Origin of the sequence: uncultured Enterovirga sp., from assembly GCF_964242715.1 — a bacterium.
Lineage (GTDB): Bacteria > Pseudomonadota > Alphaproteobacteria > Rhizobiales > Beijerinckiaceae > Enterovirga.
In genome coordinates this window covers 1-23,972 of sequence record NZ_CAXTAZ010000028.1, presented here as the reverse complement: position 1 = coordinate 23,972, position 23,972 = coordinate 1, and the positions used below count along the sequence as shown (strand labels likewise).

General features: G+C 68.8%; 22 protein-coding genes. 18 read left to right on the top strand and 4 right to left on the bottom strand.

The genetic code is table 11. The annotated features are described in order from the left end of the window. Window positions 1–9 precede the first annotated feature (9 nt). The 3 genes from ACFE87_RS14575 to ACFE87_RS14565 are packed head-to-tail and all read left to right on the top strand — an operon-like array spanning window position 10 to window position 3,475. A complete protein-coding gene (locus ACFE87_RS14575) occupies window positions 10–951 on the top strand; it encodes an ABC transporter permease (RefSeq protein WP_375460370.1) in 942 nt (313 codons plus the stop codon). Next, window positions 948–1,838: an ABC transporter permease gene (locus ACFE87_RS14570; protein WP_375460369.1), complete on the top strand. Its 891-nt coding sequence runs from the start codon at window positions 948–950 to the stop codon at window positions 1,836–1,838. Before ACFE87_RS14575 ends, ACFE87_RS14570 begins: the two co-directional genes overlap by 4 nt. Next, window positions 1,835–3,475, top strand: a complete 1,641-nt coding sequence (locus tag ACFE87_RS14565; protein WP_375460368.1) for an ABC transporter ATP-binding protein — start codon at window positions 1,835–1,837, stop codon at window positions 3,473–3,475. Before ACFE87_RS14570 ends, ACFE87_RS14565 begins: the two co-directional genes overlap by 4 nt. A gap of 7 nt (window positions 3,476–3,482) precedes the next feature. Here ACFE87_RS14565 and ACFE87_RS14560 read toward each other — a convergent pair whose 3' ends face one another. The 3 genes from ACFE87_RS14560 to ACFE87_RS14550 all read right to left on the bottom strand — a co-directional run bounded on the left by ACFE87_RS14560 (window position 3,483) and on the right by ACFE87_RS14550 (window position 8,397). After that, complete coding sequence (locus ACFE87_RS14560) at window positions 3,483–4,442, bottom strand: TAXI family TRAP transporter solute-binding subunit (RefSeq protein WP_375460367.1); 960 nt, start codon at window positions 4,440–4,442, stop codon at window positions 3,483–3,485. Window positions 4,443–4,580: 138 nt separating this feature from the next. After that, window positions 4,581–6,197 (bottom strand): hydantoinase B/oxoprolinase family protein, encoded by a 1,617-nt coding sequence (locus ACFE87_RS14555; protein WP_375460366.1) that lies wholly within the window; start codon window positions 6,195–6,197, stop codon window positions 4,581–4,583. A gap of 130 nt (window positions 6,198–6,327) precedes the next feature. After that, entirely contained in the window at window positions 6,328–8,397 is a 2,070-nt protein-coding gene (locus tag ACFE87_RS14550; RefSeq protein ID WP_375460365.1) for a hydantoinase/oxoprolinase family protein, read from the bottom strand. A 190-nt stretch (window positions 8,398–8,587) separates the two neighbouring features. On the opposite strand from ACFE87_RS14550, the gene ACFE87_RS14545 reads away from it, so the two are divergent. From ACFE87_RS14545 to rfbD, 12 genes are all read left to right on the top strand, one after another. Beyond that, entirely contained in the window at window positions 8,588–8,797 is a 210-nt protein-coding gene (locus ACFE87_RS14545) for a DUF2945 domain-containing protein (protein ID WP_375460364.1), read from the top strand. A gap of 25 nt (window positions 8,798–8,822) precedes the next feature. Then, complete coding sequence (gene uvsE / locus ACFE87_RS14540; RefSeq protein WP_375460363.1) at window positions 8,823–9,887, top strand: UV DNA damage repair endonuclease UvsE; 1,065 nt, start codon at window positions 8,823–8,825, stop codon at window positions 9,885–9,887. Window positions 9,888–9,964: 77 nt separating this feature from the next. Next, a complete protein-coding gene (locus ACFE87_RS14535; protein WP_375460362.1) occupies window positions 9,965–10,426 on the top strand; it encodes a GNAT family N-acetyltransferase in 462 nt (153 codons plus the stop codon). A 194-nt stretch (window positions 10,427–10,620) separates the two neighbouring features. Beyond that, a complete protein-coding gene (locus tag ACFE87_RS14530; RefSeq protein ID WP_375460361.1) occupies window positions 10,621–11,613 on the top strand; it encodes an NAD(P)-dependent oxidoreductase in 993 nt (330 codons plus the stop codon). 129 nt (window positions 11,614–11,742) lie between these two features. Next, the gene (locus ACFE87_RS14525) at window positions 11,743–13,104 is read left to right on the top strand and encodes an NAD(P)H-dependent oxidoreductase (protein ID WP_375460360.1); all 1,362 of its coding nucleotides are present in this window, start codon (window positions 11,743–11,745) and stop codon (window positions 13,102–13,104) included. A 69-nt stretch (window positions 13,105–13,173) separates the two neighbouring features. Next, window positions 13,174–14,169, top strand: a complete 996-nt coding sequence (locus ACFE87_RS14520; RefSeq protein WP_375460359.1) for a TRAP transporter substrate-binding protein — start codon at window positions 13,174–13,176, stop codon at window positions 14,167–14,169. Continuing rightward, entirely contained in the window at window positions 14,166–14,753 is a 588-nt protein-coding gene (locus ACFE87_RS14515) for a TRAP transporter small permease (RefSeq protein WP_375460358.1), read from the top strand. The genes ACFE87_RS14520 and ACFE87_RS14515 overlap by 4 nt, the downstream gene beginning before the upstream one ends. A gap of 9 nt (window positions 14,754–14,762) precedes the next feature. Continuing rightward, window positions 14,763–16,049, top strand: coding sequence for a TRAP transporter large permease (locus ACFE87_RS14510; protein WP_375460357.1), 1,287 nt, complete (start codon window positions 14,763–14,765; stop codon window positions 16,047–16,049). A gap of 67 nt (window positions 16,050–16,116) precedes the next feature. After that, entirely contained in the window at window positions 16,117–16,995 is an 879-nt protein-coding gene (gene rfbA / locus ACFE87_RS14505) for a glucose-1-phosphate thymidylyltransferase RfbA (RefSeq protein WP_375460356.1), read from the top strand. A 67-nt stretch (window positions 16,996–17,062) separates the two neighbouring features. Next, on the top strand, window positions 17,063–17,638 hold the full coding sequence (gene rfbC / locus ACFE87_RS14500; protein WP_375460355.1) for a dTDP-4-dehydrorhamnose 3,5-epimerase: 576 nt from the start codon (window positions 17,063–17,065) through the stop codon (window positions 17,636–17,638). Next, window positions 17,635–18,702: a dTDP-glucose 4,6-dehydratase gene (gene rfbB / locus ACFE87_RS14495; RefSeq protein WP_375460399.1), complete on the top strand. Its 1,068-nt coding sequence runs from the start codon at window positions 17,635–17,637 to the stop codon at window positions 18,700–18,702. Before rfbC ends, rfbB begins: the two co-directional genes overlap by 4 nt. A gap of 6 nt (window positions 18,703–18,708) precedes the next feature. Beyond that, window positions 18,709–19,581 (top strand): dTDP-4-dehydrorhamnose reductase, encoded by an 873-nt coding sequence (rfbD, locus tag ACFE87_RS14490; protein ID WP_375460354.1) that lies wholly within the window; start codon window positions 18,709–18,711, stop codon window positions 19,579–19,581. A gap of 6 nt (window positions 19,582–19,587) precedes the next feature. Here rfbD and ACFE87_RS14485 read toward each other — a convergent pair whose 3' ends face one another. Then, on the bottom strand, window positions 19,588–20,364 hold the full coding sequence (locus tag ACFE87_RS14485; protein ID WP_375460398.1) for an SDR family NAD(P)-dependent oxidoreductase: 777 nt from the start codon (window positions 20,362–20,364) through the stop codon (window positions 19,588–19,590). A 302-nt stretch (window positions 20,365–20,666) separates the two neighbouring features. Here ACFE87_RS14485 and ACFE87_RS14480 point away from each other — a divergent pair, with 302 nt between their 5' ends. From ACFE87_RS14480 to ACFE87_RS14470, 3 genes are all read left to right on the top strand, one after another. After that, the gene (locus ACFE87_RS14480) at window positions 20,667–21,944 is read left to right on the top strand and encodes a glycosyltransferase family 4 protein (RefSeq protein ID WP_375460353.1); all 1,278 of its coding nucleotides are present in this window, start codon (window positions 20,667–20,669) and stop codon (window positions 21,942–21,944) included. Window positions 21,945–22,239: 295 nt separating this feature from the next. After that, window positions 22,240–23,310 (top strand): polysaccharide biosynthesis/export family protein, encoded by a 1,071-nt coding sequence (locus ACFE87_RS14475; RefSeq protein WP_375460352.1) that lies wholly within the window; start codon window positions 22,240–22,242, stop codon window positions 23,308–23,310. 106 nt (window positions 23,311–23,416) lie between these two features. Further along, a partial coding sequence (locus ACFE87_RS14470; RefSeq protein WP_375460351.1) for an alcohol dehydrogenase catalytic domain-containing protein occupies window positions 23,417–23,972 on the top strand: 556 nt, incomplete at its 3' end.

Here is a 23,972-nt window from a genome sequence, read left to right as displayed (position 1 = left end):
GGTCAGCTCGTGGGCCGCTTTCTCACCGGCCGTATCCTCGCCACGATCCCGGTCATGGGGGTCGTGGCGACCGTGGTCTTCCTGCTTCTCAGACTCGCGCCCGGCGACCCGGCCGCGATCCTGGCCGGCGACGTCGCGACGCCCGAGCAGATCGCGGCGATCCGCACCCGGCTCGGGCTCGACCAGCCGATCCTCATCCAGTTCGCCGACTGGATCTGGCGGCTCCTCCGCGGCGATCTCGGGACCTCGATCATCTCGAACCAGCCGGTCGCGAAACTGATCGGCGAGCGGATCGAGCCCACCCTCGCGCTGGCCACGACGACGATCCTGTTCGCGATCGTGGTCGCCGTGCCGCTCGGGGTGCTGGCCGCCTGGCGGCACAATACCTGGATCGACCGGAGCGTGATGGCGCTCTCGGTGATTGGGTTCTCGATCCCGGTCTTCGTGCTCGGCTATCTCTGGATCTTCGGCCTAGCGATGGAGCTCCGCCTCTTCCCGGTCCAGGGCTATTCCAGCCTCTCGCAAGGCTTCGGCCCTTTCATCTCGCGGCTGGTCCTGCCGACCCTGACGCTCTCCGTCATCTACATCGCGCTCATCGCCCGCATCACACGGGCCAGCGTGCTGGAGACGCTGGGCGAGGATTACGTCCGGACCGCCCGCGCCAAGGGCGTCGGGGAGCGCTCGGTCCTCAGCCACCACGCGCTCCGCAATGCCGCGGTGCCGATCATCTCGGTCATCGGCATCGGCATCGCGCTCCTGATCTCGGGGGTGGTCATCACCGAGAGCGTGTTCAACCTGCCGGGCCTCGGGCGCCTCACGGTGGATTCGGTGCTGGCGCGGGACTACCCGGTGATCCAGGGCGTGATCCTCCTCTTCTCGGCCCTCTACGTGCTGATCAATCTCGGCATCGACGTCGCCTACACCTTCCTCGATCCGAGGATCCGGTATTGACTGCCGCCGAACCCATCCTCGCCGCCCCGGCACCCGTGCGACGCGCCCGCGGCCTGCCGCGCGTCCTGCGCAATCCCGGCATCTTGATCGGCCTCGCCGTCGTCGCGATCGTCCTCCTCGCGGCACTCGCCGCCCCGCTTCTCGGGACGGGCGACCCCATCCTGCTCCGGCCTCGGTTCCGCCTGCGGGCGCCGTCAGGCGTCGCTTGGCTCGGCACCGACCAGTTCGGCCGCGACGTCTACAGCCGCGTCATCTACGGGGCCCGCGTGTCTCTCCTGATCGGCTTCGCGGTCGCGACCGTCTCGGTCACGATCGGCACGCTGATCGGGCTCGTCGCCGGCTACACCCGCATCCTCGACGCGATCATCATGCGGATCATGGACGGCGTGATGGCGATCCCGTCCATCCTGCTCGCCATCGCCATGGTGACGCTGTCGGGCGCCGGGATCGGGACCGTCATCGTGGCCATCACCATCCCGGAGATCCCGCGTGTCGCCCGCCTCGTCCGCTCGGTCGTACTGACGGTCCGGGAGGAACCCTATGTCGAGGCCGCGATCGGCGTCGGCACGCCGCTGCCGCTCGTGCTCTGGCGCCACGTTCTGCCGAACACGATCGCGCCCTTGATCGTGCAGGCGACCTATATCTGCGGCGCCGCGATCCTGACCGAGGCGATCCTGTCCTTCCTGGGCGCCGGCATCCCGACCGAGATCCCGAGCTGGGGCAACATCATGGCCGAGGGCCGCCAGAGCTTCCAGATCGCGCCCTGGATCATCCTCTTCCCGGGCCTCTGCGTCGCCGCGACCGTGCTGGCGATCAACATCCTGGGCGACGGTCTCCGCGACACGCTCGATCCCCGTCTCGCCCGCCGCGTGGGGAACATGCGGTGAGCGAAGCCCCGGTTCTCGACATCCAGCGTCTCACCGTGGCGCTCCCTCGCGGAGCGGAGCGCCCGAACGCGATCGAGGACATCCGCCTCACGGTACGCCCGCGCGAGATCGTCTGCGTCGTGGGTGAATCCGGCTCCGGGAAGTCCGTGACGGCCTTTTCGATCATGGGCCTCCTGCCGAATGCCCTGAAACCGACCGGCGGCAGGATCCTGCTCCAGGGCGAGGATGTGCTCGCGATCGGCAAGGGACGGCTCCGCGAGCTGCGCGGCAGCCGCATGGCGATGATCTTCCAGGAGCCGATGACGGCCCTGAACCCCGTCATCCCGGTCGGAGACCAGATCGCCGAGGCCCTGGAATGGCACACGACGAAGCTGTCCCGGGCCGACAAGGCAGCGCGCGTGCGCGAACTGATGGACGACGTCCGGCTGCCGGACCCGGCCACGCTCGCCCGGGCCTATCCGCACCAGCTCTCCGGCGGCCAGCGCCAGCGTGTGATGATCGCGATGGCGCTCGCGAACGAGCCCGCGCTCATCATCGCGGACGAACCCACCACCGCGCTCGACGTGACCACCCAGGCCCAGATCCTGAAGCTGATGCGCGAACTCCAGGCGCGGCACTCGTCCGGCATCCTGTTCATCACCCACGATTTCGGGGTCGTGGCCGAAATCGCGGACCGGGTGGTCGTCATGCGGGCCGGCCGCGTCGTGGAAGAAGGCTCGACCGACGAGATCCTGACCCGGCCGCAGGAAGCCTATACCCGGATGCTGATCAACGCGGTGCCGAAGGCGATACCGGGTCCCGCCCGCGCGATCACCGATTCCGCGCCGATCCTCGTCACGCAGGACCTCGTGAAGGTCTATGGCGACGGCCTCTTCAGCCGCGGCCCGAAACGCGTGATCAAGGCGCTGGACGAGGTTACGATCGCGCTCCGACGCGGCGAGACGCTGGGCATCGTCGGCGAATCCGGCTCCGGCAAGTCGACCCTCGCCCGCTGCATCGCCCGCTTCGTCGATCCGTCCGGCGGCGAGATCCGGCTCGACGGCGAAGAGATCGGCATGAAGCCAGTCCGGGCCCTCCGCCCCTACCGCCGCCGCATCCAGGTAATTTTCCAGGACCCGTACAGGTCGCTGAACCCGCGCCGGACGATCGGGAAATCGATCGTCGAGGGGCCCATGAATTACGGCACGGGCCGTGTCGAAGCCTACGAGCGGGCCCGCTCCCTCTTGCAGCTCGTCGGGCTGGATTCCGCAAGCCTCGACCGCTTCCCGCACGAATTCTCAGGCGGGCAGCGCCAGCGCATCGCGATCGCCCGCGCCCTCGCCATGGAACCCGAGCTGCTGATCGCCGACGAGGCCGTCTCGGCCCTCGACGTCTCGGTGCAGGGCCAGGTGCTCGACCTCCTCGAGTCGGTGCGGGAGAAATTCGGTCTCGCGATCCTCTTCATCACCCACGACCTCAGGGTCGCGGCCCGGATCTGCGACAGCGTCGCCGTGATGCTGAACGGCAAGGTCGTCGAGATAGGACCGTCTGCGGCGATCTTCGGCGATCCGCAGCACAGCTACACGCAGGCCCTTTTCGCCGCGGCGCCGGGCCAGGGCCGCTTCGCCGAACTCCCGACCGCGCGCGTGCCGGCGTAAAGCCGCCCTATCTCGGGCCGTGCCCCGCGCCCGCGAGATAGCGCGCCACGCCGGGATGCAGCCACCCAGCCGGCACGGCCGCGACGGTGTTCGCCGGCGTCGTCTCGGAGGCTTGCGGCAGGCGGCGGGCGATCGCAGCCTGCCCCTGGTCGAGTGCGCGCGCGAGGCGGAACGCCACCAGCTCATCCAGACCGGGCCGCACCAGGACGAGGCTCCAGGAACCGACGGACGCGATCGGCGCGTCCTGCCCGCGATAGATGCCTGCCGGTACGGTCAGCCTCCGCATGGTCGGGTGCCTGGCAAGGATGCGGGCGATGCCGTCCTCGGAGGGCGGAACGAAGCGGGCCCCGCCCGGCGAGGCCGCGAGGGCCGTGAAGCCCGGCCAGCCGATCCCGCCGCCCCAGAGCGCGGCGACCCGACCGTCCAGCACCATGGCCGGCCCGTCGCCGGCCCGGTCGAGATAGACGGGCTCGACGTCCCGATCGGGATCGAGGCCAAGCGCCTCGAGCACGAGACGGCCGAGGATGGTCAGCCCGGAGCCTTTGGCCCCGAGCGCGACCCGCTTGCCGCGCAAATCCTCAATGGTCCGAACCGGGCTGTCCGCCCGCACGACGAACATCCCGGGCGTCGAATACATCGCCGCCAGGACCTTGAGGCTCGACGGGGGCCGACCGCCGCTGCCGGACAGGGCCTCGTAGGCCGGCTCGCCCTGGACCAGCCCGATATCGATTGCGCCGGCTTCGAGGAGCGGGATGTTCTCGGTCGACCCCTTGGTGTTGCGGGGCTCGACCATCAGCGTCGGATCGAACTCCCGAACGGTCTCGACAAAGGCCGCGCCATAGACCGGGAACCCGCCACCCGGCGTTGCGGTGCCGAGGATCACGGTCGCGGGGGGATCGCTCGTCTGGGCCGAGGCGGGAAGGATCATGGCGAGGAGAAGCAGGGGGACGAGGACATTGGCGGCCACGACAGACTTCTCCGGTTCCCGCGTCTCGGTCGGGCGAGGGAGACTGGACCGGCGGTTTCCTTGCGGCAAGCGCCGGGCAGGAGCGACATTCAAGCCCGCCCGCTTCCCCCTTGCGGGAGACGGAGCGCGCCCGCTCTATCAGGGCCGCGACAGCCCATCCTCGGCATCCCGCGCGACGCGCTCGGCCGCACGCTCAGCCGGATCGCCGAATCCGCCGCCGCCCGGCGTCTCCAGCACCAGGCAATCGCCGGGCGGGATGCGCTGCAGGCCTTTTCCGCGAAGACCCTGGCCCGATGCGAGCCGGATGGTGCCGCGCGCGCCGTCGCCGCCGCCGTCACGGCCGCGGGCGGGATGGTCGATCCGGTCGAGCGCGGCAAGAAGCTCGAAAGGCTCGTCGATGGCGCTTCCGATCTCGATCACCTGACCGTGCCCGCCGCGATGGCGCCCGGCTCCGCCGGAATCCGGCCGCAACTCCTTCCGCCACCAGATCAGCGGCACGAGGGATTCGGCGATCTCGACCGGCGTCCCCTTCACGCCGGACGGGTAGGCCGTGGCCGAGAGCCCGTCCTTGGTGGGCCGGGCGCCGGTGCCGCCATTCGACACGAAGGTCGTCGAGAAGCCGAAATTGCCGTTCGCATCGGCGGTGCGGCCGCGCAGGTTCAGGTTCCAGAGGCAGGACGTGCCCTCGGCCGGCACGCGGTCCGGCACGGCCTGGCGCAGGCAGCCGAAGACCATGTCGGGCAGCATCTGCCCGGTGATGTGCCGCACCGAGACCGGAGCCGGCTTCTCGGCATGCAGGATCGAGCCGGCGGGTGCGGAGACCGTGAGCGGTTTCAGCGATCCGGCATTGTTCGGAATGCGGGCGGCCACGATGCAGCCGAGGCCGAAGACCGTGTAGGCCGTCGTGTAGGCGTGGGGCACGTTGATGCCGCGCCCGGACACCGGGCTCGTGCCGGCGTAATCCACGTGGATGCCGTCGTTCGAGACGGTGGTCGTCGCCCGGAGCGTGACCGGCTCGTCGTAGCCGTCGATCGTCATCTCGTAGGACCAGCGCCCGCGCGGCAGCCGGGCGATCTCCTCCCTGACCGCAGTTTCGGAGCGGCTGCAGATATGGTCGGCGAGCGTGTCGAGATCATCGAGCCCGAACTCCTCCATCATCTCGACGAGCCGGCGGCAGCCGATGTCGTTGCAGGCGGCGAGCGAATAGGTGTCGCCCTCCGTATCGACCGGCAGGCGAGTATTGGCCCGGATCATCGCCATCAGGGTCTCGTTGAGGCGGCCCTCCTCGGCGAGCTTGAGGTGGGGGATGTAGAGCCCCTCCATGAACACGTCGGTCGCGTCCGGGCCGACGCCGAGCCCGCCGATATCCATGAGGTGGCTCGTGCAGGCGAACAGCCCGACGAGCCGGCCGCGATGGAAGCAGGGCGTCGTCAGGACGAAATCGTTGAGGTGGCCCGTCCCCATCCAGGGATCGTTCGTGATGTAGATGTCGCCCTCCCGCATCGTGTGGAGCGGGAAGCGGGCGATGAAATGGTGGACGGCCTCCGCCATCGAGTTCACGTGGCCGGGCGTGCCGGTGACGGCCTGGGCTAGCATCCGGCCCTGCCGGTCGAAGATGCCGGCCGAGAGGTCGCCGGATTCCCGCACGATCGGGCTGAAGGCGGTGCGGATCAGCACCTGGGCCTGTTCCTCGACGACCGAGATCAGGCGGCTCCACATCACCTGGAGTTCGATCTCGCCGGGCTGTGCTGTCATGCGAGGTCTCCTCCGCGGGATGAGCGCACCCTGCCGCTCATGCCGGCGAAAGCCGGCACCCAGCTGTGTCGTGCGCGCTGGACCCCGGCTTTCGCCGGGGTGAGCGGATTCTGGATCAGGCAGGCACCGCTCATGACAAGACGCGCTCCAGCACAAGCGCCCCGCCCCCATCCATCTGGGCGCGGAACAAGGCACCCACGAAGGTGGAGGTGCCCTCTTCCACGATGAGCGCCGGTCCCCGGATCGTGCCGCCCGGCGCGAAGTCGGAACGGGCATAGACCGCGACCTCAGTCGCCGCGCCACCACCATCGAGGATCACGCGCCGCCGGCCGATCGCGTCGGGGCCGGCACACGGCGCCGCGTCGGGCAAGATGTCGGCGGCCTCCTCTTCCGTGCCGATCCGGACGGCCCAGCTCAGGACCTCGATCGTCGCTCCGGGAATGGGCCGCTGGAATAGCTGCCCGTATTCCGCTTCGAACGAGGCCCTGAGGCCGTCGATATCGGCCTCGGTAAGGTCGCGCCCGGGCAAAGCGACCGGGATCTCGTGGCCCTGACCGAGATAGCGCATGAAGCAGAGCCGGCGCTCCGTGAGCGGGCGAGAGCCCGCCGCGCTCGCTGCGAGCGCACCGGCCTCTGCCGCCATGGCGGCCAGGAGATCGTTCGCGGCCGCGAGATCGAAGCGGTCGAGCCGCATGTAGCGGCTGCGGACGAGATCGTAGGCGGCGGGCGCCCGGAGGAAACCGATCGCGGAACCCACGCCGGCATCGGCCGGCACCACGACGCGCCGGATACCGAGCTTCTCGGCGAGCCGCGAGGCATGGAGCGGCGCCGCGCCGCCGAAGGCGACGAGGACGTGGTCGGCCGCGACGAGACCGCGCTCGACCGCGTGCACCCGGGCGGCATTGGCCATGTTCTCGTCGACGATCTCGACGATGCCATACGCAGCGGCCGGGAGGTCGAGCGAGAGCGGAGCACCGATCGCGGCATGGATAGCGGCTTCCGCGGCCGCCGGCGAAAGGGCGATCGAGCCACCGGCAAATCGCCCCGGATCGATGCGGCCGAGGGCGAGATCGGCATCCGTGACCGTCGGGATGGTGCCGCCCCGGCCGTAGCAGGCCGGCCCGGGCTCCGAGCCGGCAGAATCCGGCCCGACGGTGATCCGACGGAGCGCGTCGAGCCTGGCGAGCGAACCGCCGCCCGCTCCGATCTCGACCATCTCGATCACCGGAATGCGGACCGGCAATCCGCTGCCTTTGAGGAAGCGCGCGGCACGGTCGACCTCGAAGCTGCGCGACGTCAGCGGCTTCGCATCCTCGATCAGGCAGATCTTCGCGGTGGTCCCGCCCATGTCGAAGGACAGCACCTTCGCGAGCCCGCGCTCGGCCGCGATCCCGGCCGCCAGAATGGCGCCTCCGGCAGGGCCGGATTCGACCAGCCGGATCGGGAAACGCCGCGCCGTCTCAAGGCTCGCGAGCGAGCCGCCGGACGTCATGAGGTGGATCGGCGCGCGCGAACCCTCGGCTGCGAACGCCTTTGCAAGACGGCCGAGATAGCCGGCCATCATGGGCTGGACATAGGCGTTCGCGATGGCCGTGGAGGTGCGCTCGTATTCGCGGATCTCGGGGGCGACCTCGGAGGCGAGCGTCACGGCGAGGTCGGGACATTCCGCCTGGAGGATGTCGCGGATCCGGCGCTCGTGATCGCCGTTGCGATAGGCGTGCAGCAAAGCAACAGCGACGGACTGCACGCCTGCCTCGCGGAGCTGCGCGGCGACCGCACGCACCGCGCTCTCGTCGAGCGGCAGCCGAACCCGGCCCTCGACGTCGATGCGCTCCGGCACGGTGAAGCGGAGCCGCCGGGGCACGAGCGGCACCGGCTTGTCGATGAAGACGTCGTATTGATCGTAGCGGCCCTCGTCGGCGATCTCGACGACGTCGCGGAATCCTTCCGTCGCGACGAGCGCCGTCAGCGCGCCCTTCCGCTCGATGATGGCATTCGTGGCGAGCGTGGTCCCGTGGACGAAGACCGCGATATCGCCGAAGGCACGGCCTGCATCGCCGAGGAGCGCCCGCGTCCCGGCCAGCACGGCCTCTTCCGGCGCGCGCGGCGTGGTCAGCACCTTGCGGGCGTGCCGGCGCCCCTCCGTCTCGAGGACGAGGTCGGTGAATGTCCCGCCGATGTCGACCGATAAGCGCGTCATCGTCGCCCAATACCCCTCACGCTCAGAATCCCGGCCAGCTTCTGACGGAGAAGCACGGCCGGGTGCAAGCCGCGTACCCGGTTCCGGTCTTGCGTGAAGTGCGGGGTCCGGACGGCACGGGATCGTGAGGCCGCGGTCCCGGAACCCCGCTTTGCCGCGGCGTTGTCGTGCATCTGCAGGAGGTCGATCCATGGCAACGACGCTCAAGGTGGGAGACAAGGTGACGTGGGACACGCCTCAGGGCGAAACCCACGGCAAGGTCGTCAAGAAGGAGACCGGCACGACGAAGGCGGGCGGCCATACGGCCAAGGCCAGCAAGGAGGAGCCGCAATACCGGGTGAAGAGCGACAAGTCCGGCAAGGAGGCCGTGCACAAGCCGGATGCGCTGAAGAAAGGATGAGTTCCATCCGCAGGAGCCCTTCTTCGTGACGCCGCGCCCGCTCCGGCTCGGCTTTCCCGTCAAGGTGATGCGTCGCCCGGATCTCAAGAGCAACGACACGCGGCGCTGGCAGAAGGGCCCGCACCTCAGGACGTCGCTCGAATTGGTGGACGCGATCCTCGACCATCTCGATCGGCACGCGATCCGGATGTACCGGATGGCCTCCGACCTCGCGCCCTACGCGACGCACCCGGACATGCCGCAATTCCATGGCATGGTCCGGGAGAGCGATGCCGAACTGAGAGCCATTGGTGCGAAAGCGCGGCGCCTCGACATCCGCCTCTCCTTCCATCCTTCGCAATATGTGCTCCTGAACAGCCCCGATCCGGATCTCACCCGGAGGAGCATCGCCGACCTCGCGTCGCAATCCGAGATGCTCGACCGGATGGAGCTCGGCCCAGAGGCGGTCGTCGTCACCCATGTCGGGGGCGTCTATGGCGATCTCGAAACGAGCCGCGCCCGTTGGGTGGAGACCTGGTCCACGCTGCCCGAGCATGTCCGGCGGCGGCTCGTGCTCGAGCACGACGATCTCCGCTTCAGCGCTGCCGATGTCCTGTGGATCCACGAGCGGACCGGCGTCCGGCTGATCTTCGACTACCAGCATCACTGGTGCCTGAACCCCGAAGGGCTCGACATGGTGGAGACCGTCGGTCGCATCCTCAGGACCTGGCCCGAGAGGGTGATGCCGAAGCTGCATTTCTCCTCGCCCCGGACCGAGTTCCGGCAATTGCAACGGATCGACCCGAAGACGAAACGCAAGAAGAGCGTCCAGCTCCCTCCGGTCTGGACGGGTCATGCGGATTTCACGAACCCCTTCGAGTTCGCGCGCTTCATGCGGGACGTCGCCGGCTTCGACTTCGACGTGATGCTGGAGGGTAAGGCCAAGGACGTGAGCCTGATCAAGCTCAGGTCCGACCTCCTGCGCTACGCCCCGGACGTCGCGGCGCGGTTCGGCCTCAGCGCCGATCTGGCCGAGGCCCTGGTCGCGGAAGAAGCGGAGCTCGAGGTACCGGCCGATGGGAATGGGGAGTCCCAGGACGTCGCCGCTTGATCGTTTGGGAATCCCGGGCCACACGGCTCCGGCAGCAAACGTTCCGGTGTTGTTTCGTGGCCCTGGCGATCACTCCTGTGGAGACGGATAGCGACCTCGATCAGGTTCGCGCCCTGTTCCGCGACTATGCCGGCTCTCTCGAGGTCGATCTCGCGCTGCAAGGGTTCGACGCGGAACTCGCGACGCTACCCGGAAAGTATGCGCCACCGCGGGGGACGATCCTCTTGGCGCGCGACGAGAAGGGTACGGTTCTCGGCTGCATTGGCCTTCGGCCACTCGATCGGCCCGGGGCCTGCGAGATCAAGCGGCTCTACGTGCGCCTTGAGGGTCGTGGCACCGGAGCGGGTCGGAGCCTGGCCCGTGCCGTCATAGGCTTCGCCGCGACGGCGGGGTACCGCGAGATCCTCCTCGATACGCTGCCGCAGATGGATGCTGCGATCCGCCTGTACCGCGCTCTTGGCTTCGCCGAGATCCCGCCCTACTGGAACAGCCCTCTTCCCGGCACCCTCTATTTCGGCAAGGCGCTTCCGACTCGCTGACCGGTCGGCGGCGCCGTGTAGCGACGCCGTGTGAAACCGTCCATTCCAGGCGACAGCGCGGCCCGTCTTGGGCTATCCCGGCCCTTTCTCGTCTGCCCCGTCGACACGGCCGCCGCCTTCCAGCGCCGACGATGGGGCTGCCGAACGCGGTCGGGCATCCCGCCGGACGCTTCGGCCTTGCCTGCGGAGCCCCGATGCCGACCGTCTTCCTGACGCACGACCCCGAGATGCTGGAGCATTATTACGGCGCCCGCGCCGTCAGGGCGCTGCAGGAGATCGCGGAGGTGCGGCTGAACCCGACCGGACGCGTCCTCGACGCAGCCGGCCTCGCCGAACATGCGGCCGGTTGCGCCATCGTGGTCTCGGACCGGCAGACGCCCGGCTTCGGCGGCTTCTTCGAACAGGCGCCGGACCTCGTCGCCTTCCTGCGCTGCGCCGTCGACATCCGGAATGTCGAGGTCGAGACGGCGAGCCGGTTCGGCATCCTGTGCACGCGAGCGACGCCCGGCTTCACCGTGTCCGTCGCCGAGATGGCGATCGGCTACATGATCGACCTCGCCCGCAACATCTCCGATTCGGTGGTGGAATATCGGAGCGGCCGGGATGCTTCGGTCCGTCGTGGCCGCCAGCTCAAGGGCTCGACGCTGGGCCTCGTCGGTTACGGCGCCATCGCCCGGGAACTCGCGCCGCTCGGCGTGGCGCTCGGCATGCGGGTTCTGGCAAGCGATCCTTTCACGAGGGTGCAGGAGGCCGGTGTCGAACAGGTCGAGATGGCGGCCCTCCTTGCCCAGTCCGACTTCGTCGTCTGCCTCGTGGTCGCGAGCGAGGCGACCGAGAACCTGTTCGACGAGGCGGCCTTCGGGCAGATGAAACCGGACGCCTTTTTCCTGAACCTGTCGCGCGGCAACCTCGTCGATGAGGACGCTCTCGAGCGGGCGCTGGACGAGCGCCGCATCGCCGGCGCCGCGATGGATGTCGGCCGCGCGCCGGACCAGCGTCCGTCTCTGGCCCTCGCCCGCCGCGCTGACGTGATCGCGACGCCTCATACCGCGGGCCTGACCACGGCCGCGATCGAGCACCAAGCCTTCGACACCGTCGCCCAGGTCAAGGCCCTGGTTGCGGGAGAGATCCCACCGGGCGCCGTCAACGCGGATCTCGCGACGAGACTCGAGCGGCTCAGGCGGTAGCGTCTCGGTCGTCTTCCGCCGACTCGAGCCGAGGCACGCCGTACTGGCCCGTTGTCGGACAATCGCGCTTGAAGGCCCGTGGCAAACGTGGTCCGATCCGGGCGGGACGAAACGCAGAACGAGGCCAGAGTGAATCTTCATAAGATGCTGCTGAAGCGGCAGGCCGACGGGCGTCCGGTGACGGTCGGAGTCGTCGGCGCCGGTAAGTTCGGGACGATGTTCCTGGCTCAGGCCCGGACCACGGACGGCATGCATGTCGTCGCCATCGCCGACCTGAATGTCGAGCGTGCGAAGTCGCAGCTCCGCATGGCCTCCTGGCCCGACGAGCAATCGGCCGCGACCTCGCTCGACGACGCCGTGAAGAGCGGCCGCACCTTCCTGACGAACGACACCGAGGCGATGATCGCCCATCCGGCGATCGAGGTGATCGTGGAGGCGACCGGCGACCCGCGGACCGGGATCCGGCTCTGCATGGCCGCGATCGACAACGGCAAGCATATCGTCATGGTCAATGTCGAAGCCGATGCGCTCGCCGGACCCATCCTCGCCCGCAAGGCCGAGGCCGCTGGGGTGGTCTATTCCCTCGCCTGGGGCGACCAGCCCGCCCTCGTCTGCGAGCATGTGGATTGGGCGAAAGCCGCCGGCTTCCGGATCGTCTCGGCCGGGAAGGGCACGCGATACCACCCGACCTATCATCAATCCACGCCGGACACCGTCTGGAGCATTCTCGACCGCTACATGAAGTTCCGTGACGAGGACCGCGCCTCGATCAACCCGAAGATGTTCAACTCCTTCGTCGACGGCACCAAGTCCGGCATCGAGATGACCGCGATCTGCAACGCCACGGGCCTGCATTCGCAAACCGAAGGGCTGAGCTTCCCGCCGGCTTCCCGTTTCGACGTGGCCGAGATCTGCAAGCCGAAGAGCGCCGGCGGCGTTCTGGAGCGCTCCGGGGTGACCGAGGTGACATCCTCGCTGAACCGCGACGGCTCCGACGTGCCGCACAACCTCGTCATGGGCACCTACGTCGTCTTCGAGGCGACGCAGGACAACGACTATTCGCGGCGCTGCTTCGTCGAATATTCGATGCTGCCGGACAAGACCGGCCAGTATGCGGCCCTGTACCGGCCGATCCACATGATCGGGCTCGAACTCGGCATCTCGGTCGCCTCCGCCGCGCTCCGAAAGGAGGCGACCGGCGCGCCGATCTGCTTCAACTCCGACGTGGTCGCGACCGCGAAACGGGGCCTCAAGGCCGGCGAGATGCTGGACGGCGAAGGCGGCTTCTGCGTCTGGGGCAAGCAGACCCCTGCCGAGGCCTCGCTGGAACACGGCTACCTGCCGCTCGGGCTCTCGCACAACGTCAAGCTGAAGCGCGACATCGCCGAGGGTCAGCGCCTGCTGTGGGACGATGTCGAGTTCGACGAGAACGACCTCGCCGTCCGGACGCGGCGCGAGATGGAGGCCGCCTTCGCGCGCCCGAACGCCTAGGCGTGAGGAAACGCGGGACTTTTTAATGCAGAGCCCGAACGGGCCGGACATGACGAACGGGAGTGGAACATGACAGATCAGCGAAGCGGCGGACTGACGCGTCGGCATGCCTTGGGCGCCGCCGCCGGGGCAGGCACGCTCGTCGCGATGCCATCCCTCGTCCGGGCCCAGAAGATGAGCTGGATCGGGGCGACGGCGGTCGCGCCGACGGATTTCATCGCCCAATCGATCGACTTCTTCGCCAAGCGTGTCGGCGAATTGTCGAAGGGCCAGATCACGCTCACCAACCACCACGGCGGCGCGCTCGGCGGCGAGCGCGAGCATATCGAGGCCATGCTGCAGGGTGCCGTCCACATGGCGACCCCCGGCCAGGGCATCCTGGCCGGCTGGTACCGTCCGGCCGAGGTCTGGACGCACCCCTACCTGTTCAAGGACGTGCCGCATAAGGACCGCGTCTGGGACACGGTGCGGGACGAATACATCAAGGACGTCGCTGCCGTGGCGAAGCTCCGGCCCATCGCCGCGATCCCGCGCATGCCGCGGCAGCTCAGCTGCAACAAGGTCGTCAAGACCCCGGCCGACATGAAGGGGCTGAAGATCCGGGTTCCGGAGACGGCGCTCTGGCGCCGCACCTTCGAGCTGTTCGGCGCCTCGCCGACGCCCCTCCCCTTCCCGGAGGTGTTCGCGGCGCTGAAGTCCAGCATCATCGACGGCCAGGAGAATCCGATCGCCCTGACCTGGAATTCGGGCATCTTCGACGCCAACACGCATCTGTCGATGACCGAGCACATGATGCAGGACAATTGCCTCGTCATGTCGGAGGCGGCCTACCAGCGGCTCACGCCCGAGTTGAAGGCGGCCGTCGATCAGGCGGCGCGCGACAGCGAGGCCGAGCTCCGCCCCAAGGTCGTGGCCGACGACAAGGAGATTCTCGAGAAGATCAAGGCCAAGAAGATCGTCATCTCCGAAGTCGACAAGGGCGCCTTCGCGGCCTCGGTGAAGAAGCTCGTCGACGAATTCCCCGCCGGCAAGAAGTGGGTCGAGCGCTTCGCGCAGGTCGGGTGAGCACGGGCCCCCAATTCCGGCCCGGTTTCGCCGGGCCGCCTGCCCCTCCGACGACAGGCGACAGATCGGCCGAGCCCGGTCCGCGGGTCGGCTCGTTCCTTCGCCTGTGCGACCTCGTCACCGAGGCCGGCAAGGTGGTGGTCGGCACCGCCATGGCTGCCATCGTGCTCATCACGCTGGCGGCGATCTGGTGGCGCTATTTCCTGAACGCGCCGATCGCCTGGATCGAGCAAGTCTCGAACATGCTCTTCATCTGGATCACCTTCGTCGGGGCCGCGATCCTCTATCGCCAGCAACTCCACATCGCGGTCGACATGTTCGTCGGCATGCTTCCGAGTCGTTTCAAGACCGCATCCTATTGGGTGATCGAACTCCTCAACCTCACCTTCATCGTCATCCTGTTCATCTACAGCCTGAAATTGACCATCGACGTTCTGCCGAACACCACCGGTGCGCTCGATATTACGCCGGCTTGGTACTATTTCTCCGCGCCGGTCTCATGCGCGATGATGATGCTCTACTTCGTCGAGAAGATCCTCGATCCGACGAAACGCGAGCCGACCGGCATCGCGGGCGACTTCTGAGGAGGGCGCATGAGCACGATCCTCATCGGCGGCTTTTTCCTGCTCGTCCTGATCTCCGTCCCGATCGCCTTCGCGATGGGTCTTTCGGTCGTGGCCGCGATCTGGTGGCAGGGCTCGCTGCCGATGAGCCTGATGGCGCAGCGCACGCTCGTCGGAGCGGACAGCTACGCGCTTCTCGCCATCCCGTTCTTTATCCTGGCCGGCAACCTGATGAATGTCGGCGGCATCACCCACCGGATCATCGATCTCGCGATGGCCATGGTCGGCCGGTTCCGGGGCGGCCTCGCGCTGACGTCAGTCACGGCCGCCATGATCTTCTCCGGGCTGTCGGGCTCGGCCGCGGCCGATGCCTCGGCGCTCGGCAAGGTGCTGATCCCGGCGATGAAGCGGCAGGGATACAGCCCGGGCTTCGCGGCGGCCCTGATGGCGTCGGCCTGCGTCAACGGGCCGATCATTCCGCCTTCGATCCCGCTCGTGATCTACGGCCTTTCTGTCGGCAAGGGCGTGTCGATCATCGCCCTCTTCATCGGGGGCATCATCCCCGGTGTCCTGCTCGGACTCGCCCTGATGGTGGCCGCCTACATCCTCTCGGTGAAGCGCAACTACCCGACCACGCGCGCCGTGCCCCTGCGCGAACTTCCGGGCCTTGCCGTCCCGGCGATCCCGGCCCTCCTGATGCCGGTCATTATCCTGTTCGGCGTGGTCGGCGGCGTCGTGACCGTGACGGAGAGCGCCACGGTCGCCGTCATGTACGCCCTTCTCGTCGGCTTCTTCGTCTACCGGCAGCTCAAGGTCTCGGATCTCTGGCCGATCCTCGTCCAGACGGCGCTCGATACCGCGCTCGTCATGTTCATCATCGCGCTCTCGTCCGGATTCGGCTGGCTTCTCGCCGTCTCGGGCCTCACCCGTCAGCTCGCCTCCGCGATCGCGGCCGTGTCGAGCGACCCCCTCACCATCCTGATGCTGATCAACGTCCTGCTTCTCGTCATCGGCATCTTCATGGAGCCGTTGCCCGCGATGCTGATCCTGATCCCGGTCCTCGTGCCGGTGGTCTCCGCGGTCGGGATCGACCTCGTCCATTTCGGGCTCGTGATGGTGTTCAATCTCTGCCTCGGCCTGCTCACGCCGCCGGTCGGCATCCTGCTCTACATCTGCGCCAATTTCGCAGGCATCAAGATCGAGGAGGAGGTGAAGGAACTCGGGCCGTTCTTCGCGGCCGGGGTCGCGGTGCTCCTCATCATCACCGCGTGGCCGGACACGGTGCTCTGGCTACCGCGGGTGCTGCTCGGGCCCTGATCGACCCGCGCTTGCCGGTCTGGAGTGAGTGTGGAAGAAGCGGCGGTCGCGGTCACGGCAGGAGATCATGGTCGAGAAGGGCATCATTCTGGCCGGAGGCCTCGGGTCCAGGCTTTATCCGGTCACCCGCGCCGTCTCGAAGCAGCTTCTGCCGATCTTCGACAAGCCGCTGATCTACTATCCCCTGACGACGCTGATGCTGGCCGGGATCCGGGAGATCCTGGTCATCTCGACGCCTGCTCATCTGCCGTTGTTTCGCGAGCTGCTCGGGTCTGGCGCGCAGTGGGGCATCCAGATCGAATACGCGGAACAGCCCGAGCCGAAGGGCCTCGCCCAGGCCTTCCTGATCGGAGAGAGTTTTGTCGCGGGCCGGCCCTGCGCCCTCGCACTCGGCGACAACGTCTTCTATGGGGCAGGCCTCACGAGCCAGCTCGAGCGGGCGGCTGCGCTGAAGAGCGGTGCCGTCGTCTTCGCCTACCCGGTCGCCGATGCGAGGGCCTTCGGCGTCGTCGAGGTCGACCGCCAAGGCACCGCGCTCTCGATCGAGGAGAAGCCGGAGATCCCGAAGAGCGACCTCGCCGTGACCGGCCTCTATTTCTACGACGAGGATGTCGTCGAGATCGCACGAGCGGTGAAGCCCTCACCTCGCGGCGAGGTCGAGATCACCTCCGTGAACGCCCATTACCTCGAACGCCGCAAGCTGCATGTCGAGATCCTGCCCCGCGGCACGGCCTGGCTCGACACCGGCACGGTCGACGCCATGCACGAGGCCGGCGCTTTCGTTCGGGCGATCGAGCATCGCCAGGGCCTCAAGATCGCCTGCCCGGAGGAGGTCGCCTGGCGGCAGGGCTATATCTCGACCGACAACCTGCTCGAGGTCGCCTCGAGCCTGCGGAACGAGTACGGCCAGTATCTCAGGCGCATCGCGGTCTCGCCGCAGCATTGAGCCCGGGCAGCGGATTGGCCGGACGGCCTCGTTCGGCTAAGACCCAGCGCCGCCTCGCAGGACCTCCATGAGCCGCGTCACCCTCATCAAGCCACGCCGATTCGCGGACGAGCGCGGCTGGTTCTCCGAGACCTACAGCCATCGCGCCATGGCCGCGCTCGGGATCGCGGACGCGTTCGTGCAGGACAACCATTCGCTGTCCCGGCCCGTCGGCACCCTGCGGGGTCTGCATTTCCAGGTTCCGCCGCACGGCCAGGGCAAGCTCGTCCGCTGCACGACGGGGCGGATCATGGATTACGCGGTCGACGTGCGGCGCGGGTCGCCGACCTACGGCCGGCACGTCTCGGCCGAGCTCACGGCCGCGAACGGGTGGCAGCTCTGGGTCCCGGTCGGCTTCGCCCACGCCTTCGTGACGCTCGAGCCGGATTGCGAGGTCGTCTATAAGGTGACGGACTATTACGCGCCCGAATGCGACGGTGGCATCCGCTGGGACAGCGCCGGAATCGATTGGCCCTTGCCGCCCGGCGGCGCCGTCCTGTCCGACAAGGACCGCCGCCTCCCGGCGCTCGCCGATTTCGACAGTCCCTTCCCCTATGACGGGGAGCCGCTCCCCCGATCTCGGCTGAGCGGGAGGCTTCCCTGAACGCGCGCGTTCTCGTCACCGGCGGCGCCGGTTTCATCGGCTCCGCTCTCGTCCGCCACCTCGGGGCGGAGAGCGACTACCGGGTCCTGAATCTCGACAAGCTGACCTATGCTGGCTCGCTCTCCTCGGTGGAGCCCATTGCCGATGCGCCGACCTATGAGTTCGTGCAGGCGGATATCTGCGACGGCCCAGCCATTGCTGCGATCTTCGCCCGTTTCGACCCCGACATCGTCGTGCATCTCGCGGCCGAGAGCCATGTCGACCGCTCGATCGACGGGCCCGACGCCTTCATCGAGACGAATATCGTCGGCACCTACCGGATGCTGCGCGCCGCGACGCAGCATTGGAAGGGACTGGAGCCGGCCCGGCGCGAGCGCTTCCGCTTCCACCATGTCTCGACCGACGAGGTCTTCGGCTCGCTCGGACCGGACGGCTTCTTCACCGAGGAGACGCCCTACGATCCGCGCTCGCCCTATTCGGCCTCGAAGGCCGGGTCGGACCACATCGTGCGGGCTTGGCACCACACTTACGGCCTGCCCACCCTCGTCACCAACTGCTCGAACAATTACGGGCCCTATCACTTTCCCGAAAAGCTCGTGCCGCTGATGATCCTGAAGGCGCTCGCCGGCGAGCCGCTTCCGGTCTACGGGCGCGGCGACAATGTCCGCGACTGGCTCTTCGTCGAGGACCATGTCCGGGCCATCCGGCGGGTCTTCGAGGCAGGCCGGCCCGGCGAGACCTACAATGTCGGCGGGCGGGCCGAGCGCACGAACCTCGAGGTCGTGCGGGCCATCTGCGCGATCCTGGACGAGTTGCGGCCGCGTGCTGACGGACGGCCTTACACGGATGGGATCGCCTTCGTGGCGGACCGGCCGGGACATGACCTCCGCTATGCCATCGACGCCTCGAAACTCGAAGGCGAGCTCGGCTGGGTTCCGCAGGAGAGTTTCGACACCGGCCTGCGGAAGACCGTCGGCTGGTATCTCGCGAACGAGCCGTGGTGGCGCGCCATCCAGGCCGGCCAGTATGGCGGCGAGCGCCTCGGCCTGAAACAGGCCGGCTGAGCGCCGATGGACATCCTCCTCACCGGCGGGACCGGACAGGTCGGCATCTCGCTCCAGCAGCTCGGCTGGCCGGACGGCATCCGCCTTCACGCCCCGGCGCGGTCAGAGCTCGACCTCGGCGACCCCGCCTCCGTCCAGCGAGCGGTCGACGCACGACCCTGGTCCGCGATCATCTCGTCCGGGGCCTATACGGCCGTCGACAAGGCCGAGAGCGAGGTCGGCCAGGCCTGGGCCGCGAACGCGCTCGCGCCCGCGATCCTGGCGCACGGCGCGGCCCGGGCCGGCATCCCGATCGTGCATGTCTCGACCGACTACGTCTTCGCCGGCACCAAGGACGGGTTCTACCGCGAGGACGACCCGGTCGGGCCGGTCGGGATCTACGGGGCCTCGAAGGAGGGCGGCGAACAGGCGGTCAGGACGGCCAATCCCCGCCACGCCATCGTCCGGACCGCCTGGGTGGTCTCGCCCCACCGGGCAAACTTCCTGCGGACCATGCTGCGGCTCGCGGCCGACCGGGACGAGCTCCGGGTCGTGGCCGACCAGTTCGGCTGCCCGACCTTCGCGGGCGACCTCGCGAACGCGCTCCAGAACATGGTGCTGCGGCTGGCCCGGGACGAAACGGCGCCGACCGGCACCTATCATTTCGTCAATGCCGGCGAGGCGAGCTGGGCCGATTTCGCGGCCGCGATCTTCGAGGCGTCCGCGCGCCGGGGTGGCCCGTCCTGCCGCGTCGTCCCGATCACGACGGCGGACTACCCGACACCGGCGCGGCGGCCGGCCAATTCGCGCCTCGCGACCGATCGGATCCGGGCCGATTTCGGCATCGAACCACGCCCCTGGCAGGCCGCGCTGGACGAGGCCGTCGCGGTCCTCGTCTGAGAGCGCTCAGCCTTCCGTCGGGTCGAGCCGGAACCGGAAGGCGCCGAGCCCGATGCGGCGCAGCCTTTCCGGAACCAGCGGGGCGAGCCGGGCGACCAGGGCAAGACGCCTCGGGAAGGCGATGACGCCCCGGTCCCGTTCGAGGCCGCGCCGGATGCGACGCGCAGCATCCCCGGCCGACATGTGGAGCGGCCGCCAGCCGCGGTAGCGCTCCCCCATCTCCGTATCGATATAGCCCGGGCAGATCACGCTGACCCGCACCCCCGCACCCCGCAGGCGCTCGCGCAAGGCGAGGCCGTAGACGAGGAGCGCGGCCTTGGTGGCGCCGTAACCGGGCGAACTCGGCAGCGGCGCGAAGGCCGCGAGCGAGCTCATCAGGGCGATCTGGCCTCGGCCCCGCGCCGCCATCCGGGGCGCGAGCGGCAGGATCGTGTTCAGCGCGCCGACGAGGTTCACGTCGATCTCGCCATACACAGTCAGGTCCACGGCCCCATTGCCGGTCGGCAATGCCACGCCGGCATTGGCAACGACGAGGTCGACCGGCGCGGCGTCGTCCAGGCCGAGAAGTCTTTGGGCCAGCGCCTCGCGCTGGCGGACGTCAAGCAGGATCGTCTCGACCGCCGCACCCCGGGCCCGGCAGCCTGCGGCTATCCCCTCCAGCCCCTCCGCGTGCCGGCCGATCAGGGCCAGGCTCACGCCCGGACCGGCATAGTTCTCGGCCAGGGCCGCCCCGATCCCGCGGGAGGCGCCGGTGATCACGATCCGGACTGGTCGAAAGCTCATCCGGGCGTTGTGCCGGCCCGCGGCCGCTGCCGCAACATGGAGGGGATTCTGCACGGAACCTCTCCCCCGTCATTCCGGGGCGCCGCAGGCGAGCCCGGAACCCATAAACACGCGGGTCCCGACGTGCCGACGAAGGTGGATGTGCTTGCAACGCCAGCCTTTATGGGTCCGGGCTCTCGCTTCGGCGAGCCCCGGAATGACGGTGAGAGGGCCTGACGGGGTCGCGTAACGGCAGCGCGCCAGCCCCGCCCACGACGTTGGCCGCGATTTACGGCAGGGCACCGACGTGGCAACCCCACGCCATGGCGAGACGCCCCATCCTGTTCGATGCGACCCGGCTCCTGACCAGGATCGCGCACAAGGCCCCGACCGGCATCGACCGCGTCGACATCGCCTATGCCGAGCATGTGCGGCCGGGGGCGGGCCAGAACCTGGCGCTGGCCGGAACGCCCTTCGGTGTCCGGATCATGCCCGCCGGAGAGGCCGCCACCACGGTCGGGATGCTGGCCGAGCGCTGGCGCGGCGGCGGCGCGAGCGCGGCGGATGGTGCGGCGCTCGCGCGGGTCCATGCCTGGCTCGAGGCCGAGCCCGCCGAGCCGCCACCCCTCGCCCCGACCGAGACGGAGACGAGCCGTTCGCTCCCGCCCGCGGCGGGACGCATGCTGCGCTCGCTGCGCGGGGCAGCGTGGCGGCGCGCCACCGAGGCCCCGCGGAACGCGATCTACCTTCACACCTCGCACATCCGGCTGGATCGACCCGACTATTTGAGCTGGCTCGGCGGACGCCCGGATATCCGGGCCGTCTTCTTCGTCCACGACCTGATCCCGATCGACTTTCCGGAATACGGCGTTCCCGGCGAGGCCGAGCGCCACCGGCGCCGCATGTCCGCCATCGCCGGCCGGGCCGCGGCCGTGATCGTCAATTCCGAGGACGTGGCCGACCGCTTCCGTCGCCACTGCGCGGAAGAGGGACTTCCGATCGTGCCCGTCAGGGCGGCGCCGCTCGGGGTCGAAGCCGCCTTCGCGCCAGGAATGCGGCCCCGCGCAGGACGGCGCCGGCCCTATTTCGTCGTGTGCGGGACGATCGAGGCACGCAAGAACCATCTCCTCCTGCTCCAGATCTGGCGCGACCTCGCCGCGTCGCTCGGGCCCGAAACGCCGGCGCTGGTCCTCGTCGGCCGGCGCGGCTGGGAAGCGGAGGCGGCGCGCGACCTTCTTGATCGCTGCGCCGCCATCCGGCCCCATGTCATCGAGGCGCCCGGGCTGCCGACCTCGGGCCTGGCGGAATTGATGGCCGGGGCCCGCGCCCTGCTGATGCCGTCCTTCGCGGAAGGCTACGGCATCCCGGTTGTCGAGGCGCTGAGCCTCGGCACGCCCGTGATCGCCTCGGACATTCCGGCCCATCGCGAAATCGCCTCCGGAGCCGCGACCCTCCTGGATCCGCTGGACGGGACGGGCTGGCGCGACCTGATCCTGGCCACCGCTGCAGCCCGACTGGAAGAGCCGCGCCGGACCAGCTTCGCCGCGCCAAGCTGGGATCACCATTTCGCGATAGCCGACGACGTTCTCGACCGTCTCTGACCGGCACGACCGTACGGGTAGGCTTAAGGCTTCCTTCGTCGATCCCTGCGCTTTTGTTGAGGTCACGCGCGCCTGGCTGCCGCCCCGAGCGGGTGTGTCGCGCAGGCGACAGGGTCTCGAGGAATCGCTGCGCGACCGCGTCGGGGCTATCACGCCCGCCGCATCGGTGGCATGCCTCCCGACGCGTTCAGCATGGTGCGTAGTGGAATTCTCTCGTAACGCCACCCTCGGTCTTGGAATCCTCGCGGCCCTTCTGGGAAGCGCTGGCTGCTCGAGCCTGCCGACCACCGGACCGATGACGGAAGAGGTCCTCAAGAACGGGGACAACGAGTTCGAGCGCCGCTACGTCGTGACCGACGTGGACGAGCGGACGGTCTCGATCCTGTCGCGCCTGCCCGGCCCCTCCCTGCGAGCGCGGTTCGGCGATTACCGTCCGCCGCCGGAGAACAAGATCGGCGTCGGCGACGAGGTCCGCGTCACGATCTGGGAAGCCGCGGCCGGCGGATTGTTCTCGTCGCCCGCGACCGGTCCGATCACGACGGGCTCCCGGTCGGCCCTCATTCCCGAACAGGTCGTGGCCCGGGACGGCGCGATCACGGTTCCCTATGCCGGACGCATCGTCGTGGCCGGCCAGTCTCCGCCCGACGTCGAGCAGACGATCCTGCAGCGCCTGGTCGGCAAGGCGATCGAGCCGCAGGTGCTGGTCACCGTCTCGCGCAACATCTCGAACAGCGTCACCATCACGGGCGAGGTCACGAACGGCGCCCGCGTTCCGCTGAGCACGCGCGGCGACCGCGTCCTCGACGCCGTGGCGGCGGCCGGCGGCGTTCGCGGGGCCATTCACGAGACTTTCGTCCGGCTGACGCGCGGTCGCACCACGGCGACCGTGCCGATGGAGACCATCCTGGATACGCCCCAGGAGAACGTTTTCCTGCGCGGCGGCGACGTCCTGACCCTGGTACGGGAGCCGCAGACCTTCACGACCTTCGGGGCCGTCGGGCAGAACACGGTCGTGACCTTCGGCCGCATCACGCTGTCGCTCGAGGAAGCCGTCGCGAAGGCTGGCGGCCTCATCGACTCGAAGTCGGACCCCGACGGCGTCTTCCTGCTGCGCTTCGAGCCGCCGACGACGGTGGCGGCGATCTCTCCGGGCCGTCCCATCGACCGGCGCGAGCAGCTCATCCCGGTCGTCTACCGGCTGAGCCTGCGCGACACGAAGAGCTACTTCCTCGCCCGCAGCTTCCGCATGCGCGACAAGGACGTGCTCTACGTGGCGAATGCCTCGGGCGCCGAGCTGCAGAAGTTCCTGACCCTGGTCAGCACCGTCGCCTCACCGGTGCTCACGGGCGTCGCCGTCGCTCGCTGACGGCTCGACGGGCGGCCGGGTGCCGCCCCATCGTCGGTCACGTCATCCGTCTTGATCGCTGGCGCGTCCGCGCGGATACAGGCGCGGTTCGAAGTCGGAGAGCAGCATGAAGTCGCGCGCGGCCGTCGCCTGGGAGGCCGGAAAGCCGCTCACGATCGAGACGATCGAGATCGACGGCCCGAAAGCGGGCGAAGTCCTCGTCGAGGTGATGGCGACCGGCATCTGCCATACCGATGCCTACACGTTGTCCGGCCTGGATTCCGAGGGCAAGTTCCCGGCGATCCTCGGCCATGAAGGCGCGGGCATCGTGCGCGAGGTCGGCGCGGGTGTCCTCTCGGTCCGGCCCGGCGACCACGTCATCCCGCTCTACACGCCGGAATGCCGCAACTGCAAAAGCTGCCTCTCGCGGCGCACCAATCTCTGCACGGCGATCCGGTCGACGCAGGGCCAGGGCTTGATGCCGGACGGCACGAGCCGCTTTCGCTGCGAGCCGGTCGGCCGGTCAATTGAAACCGTGTTCCACTATATGGGCTGCTCGACCTTCTCGAACTTCACCGTCCTGCCCGAGATCGCGGTCGCGAAGGTCCGCGAGGACGCGCCCTTCGACAAGATCTGCTACATCGGCTGCGGCGTGACCACGGGTATCGGCGCGGTGATCGACA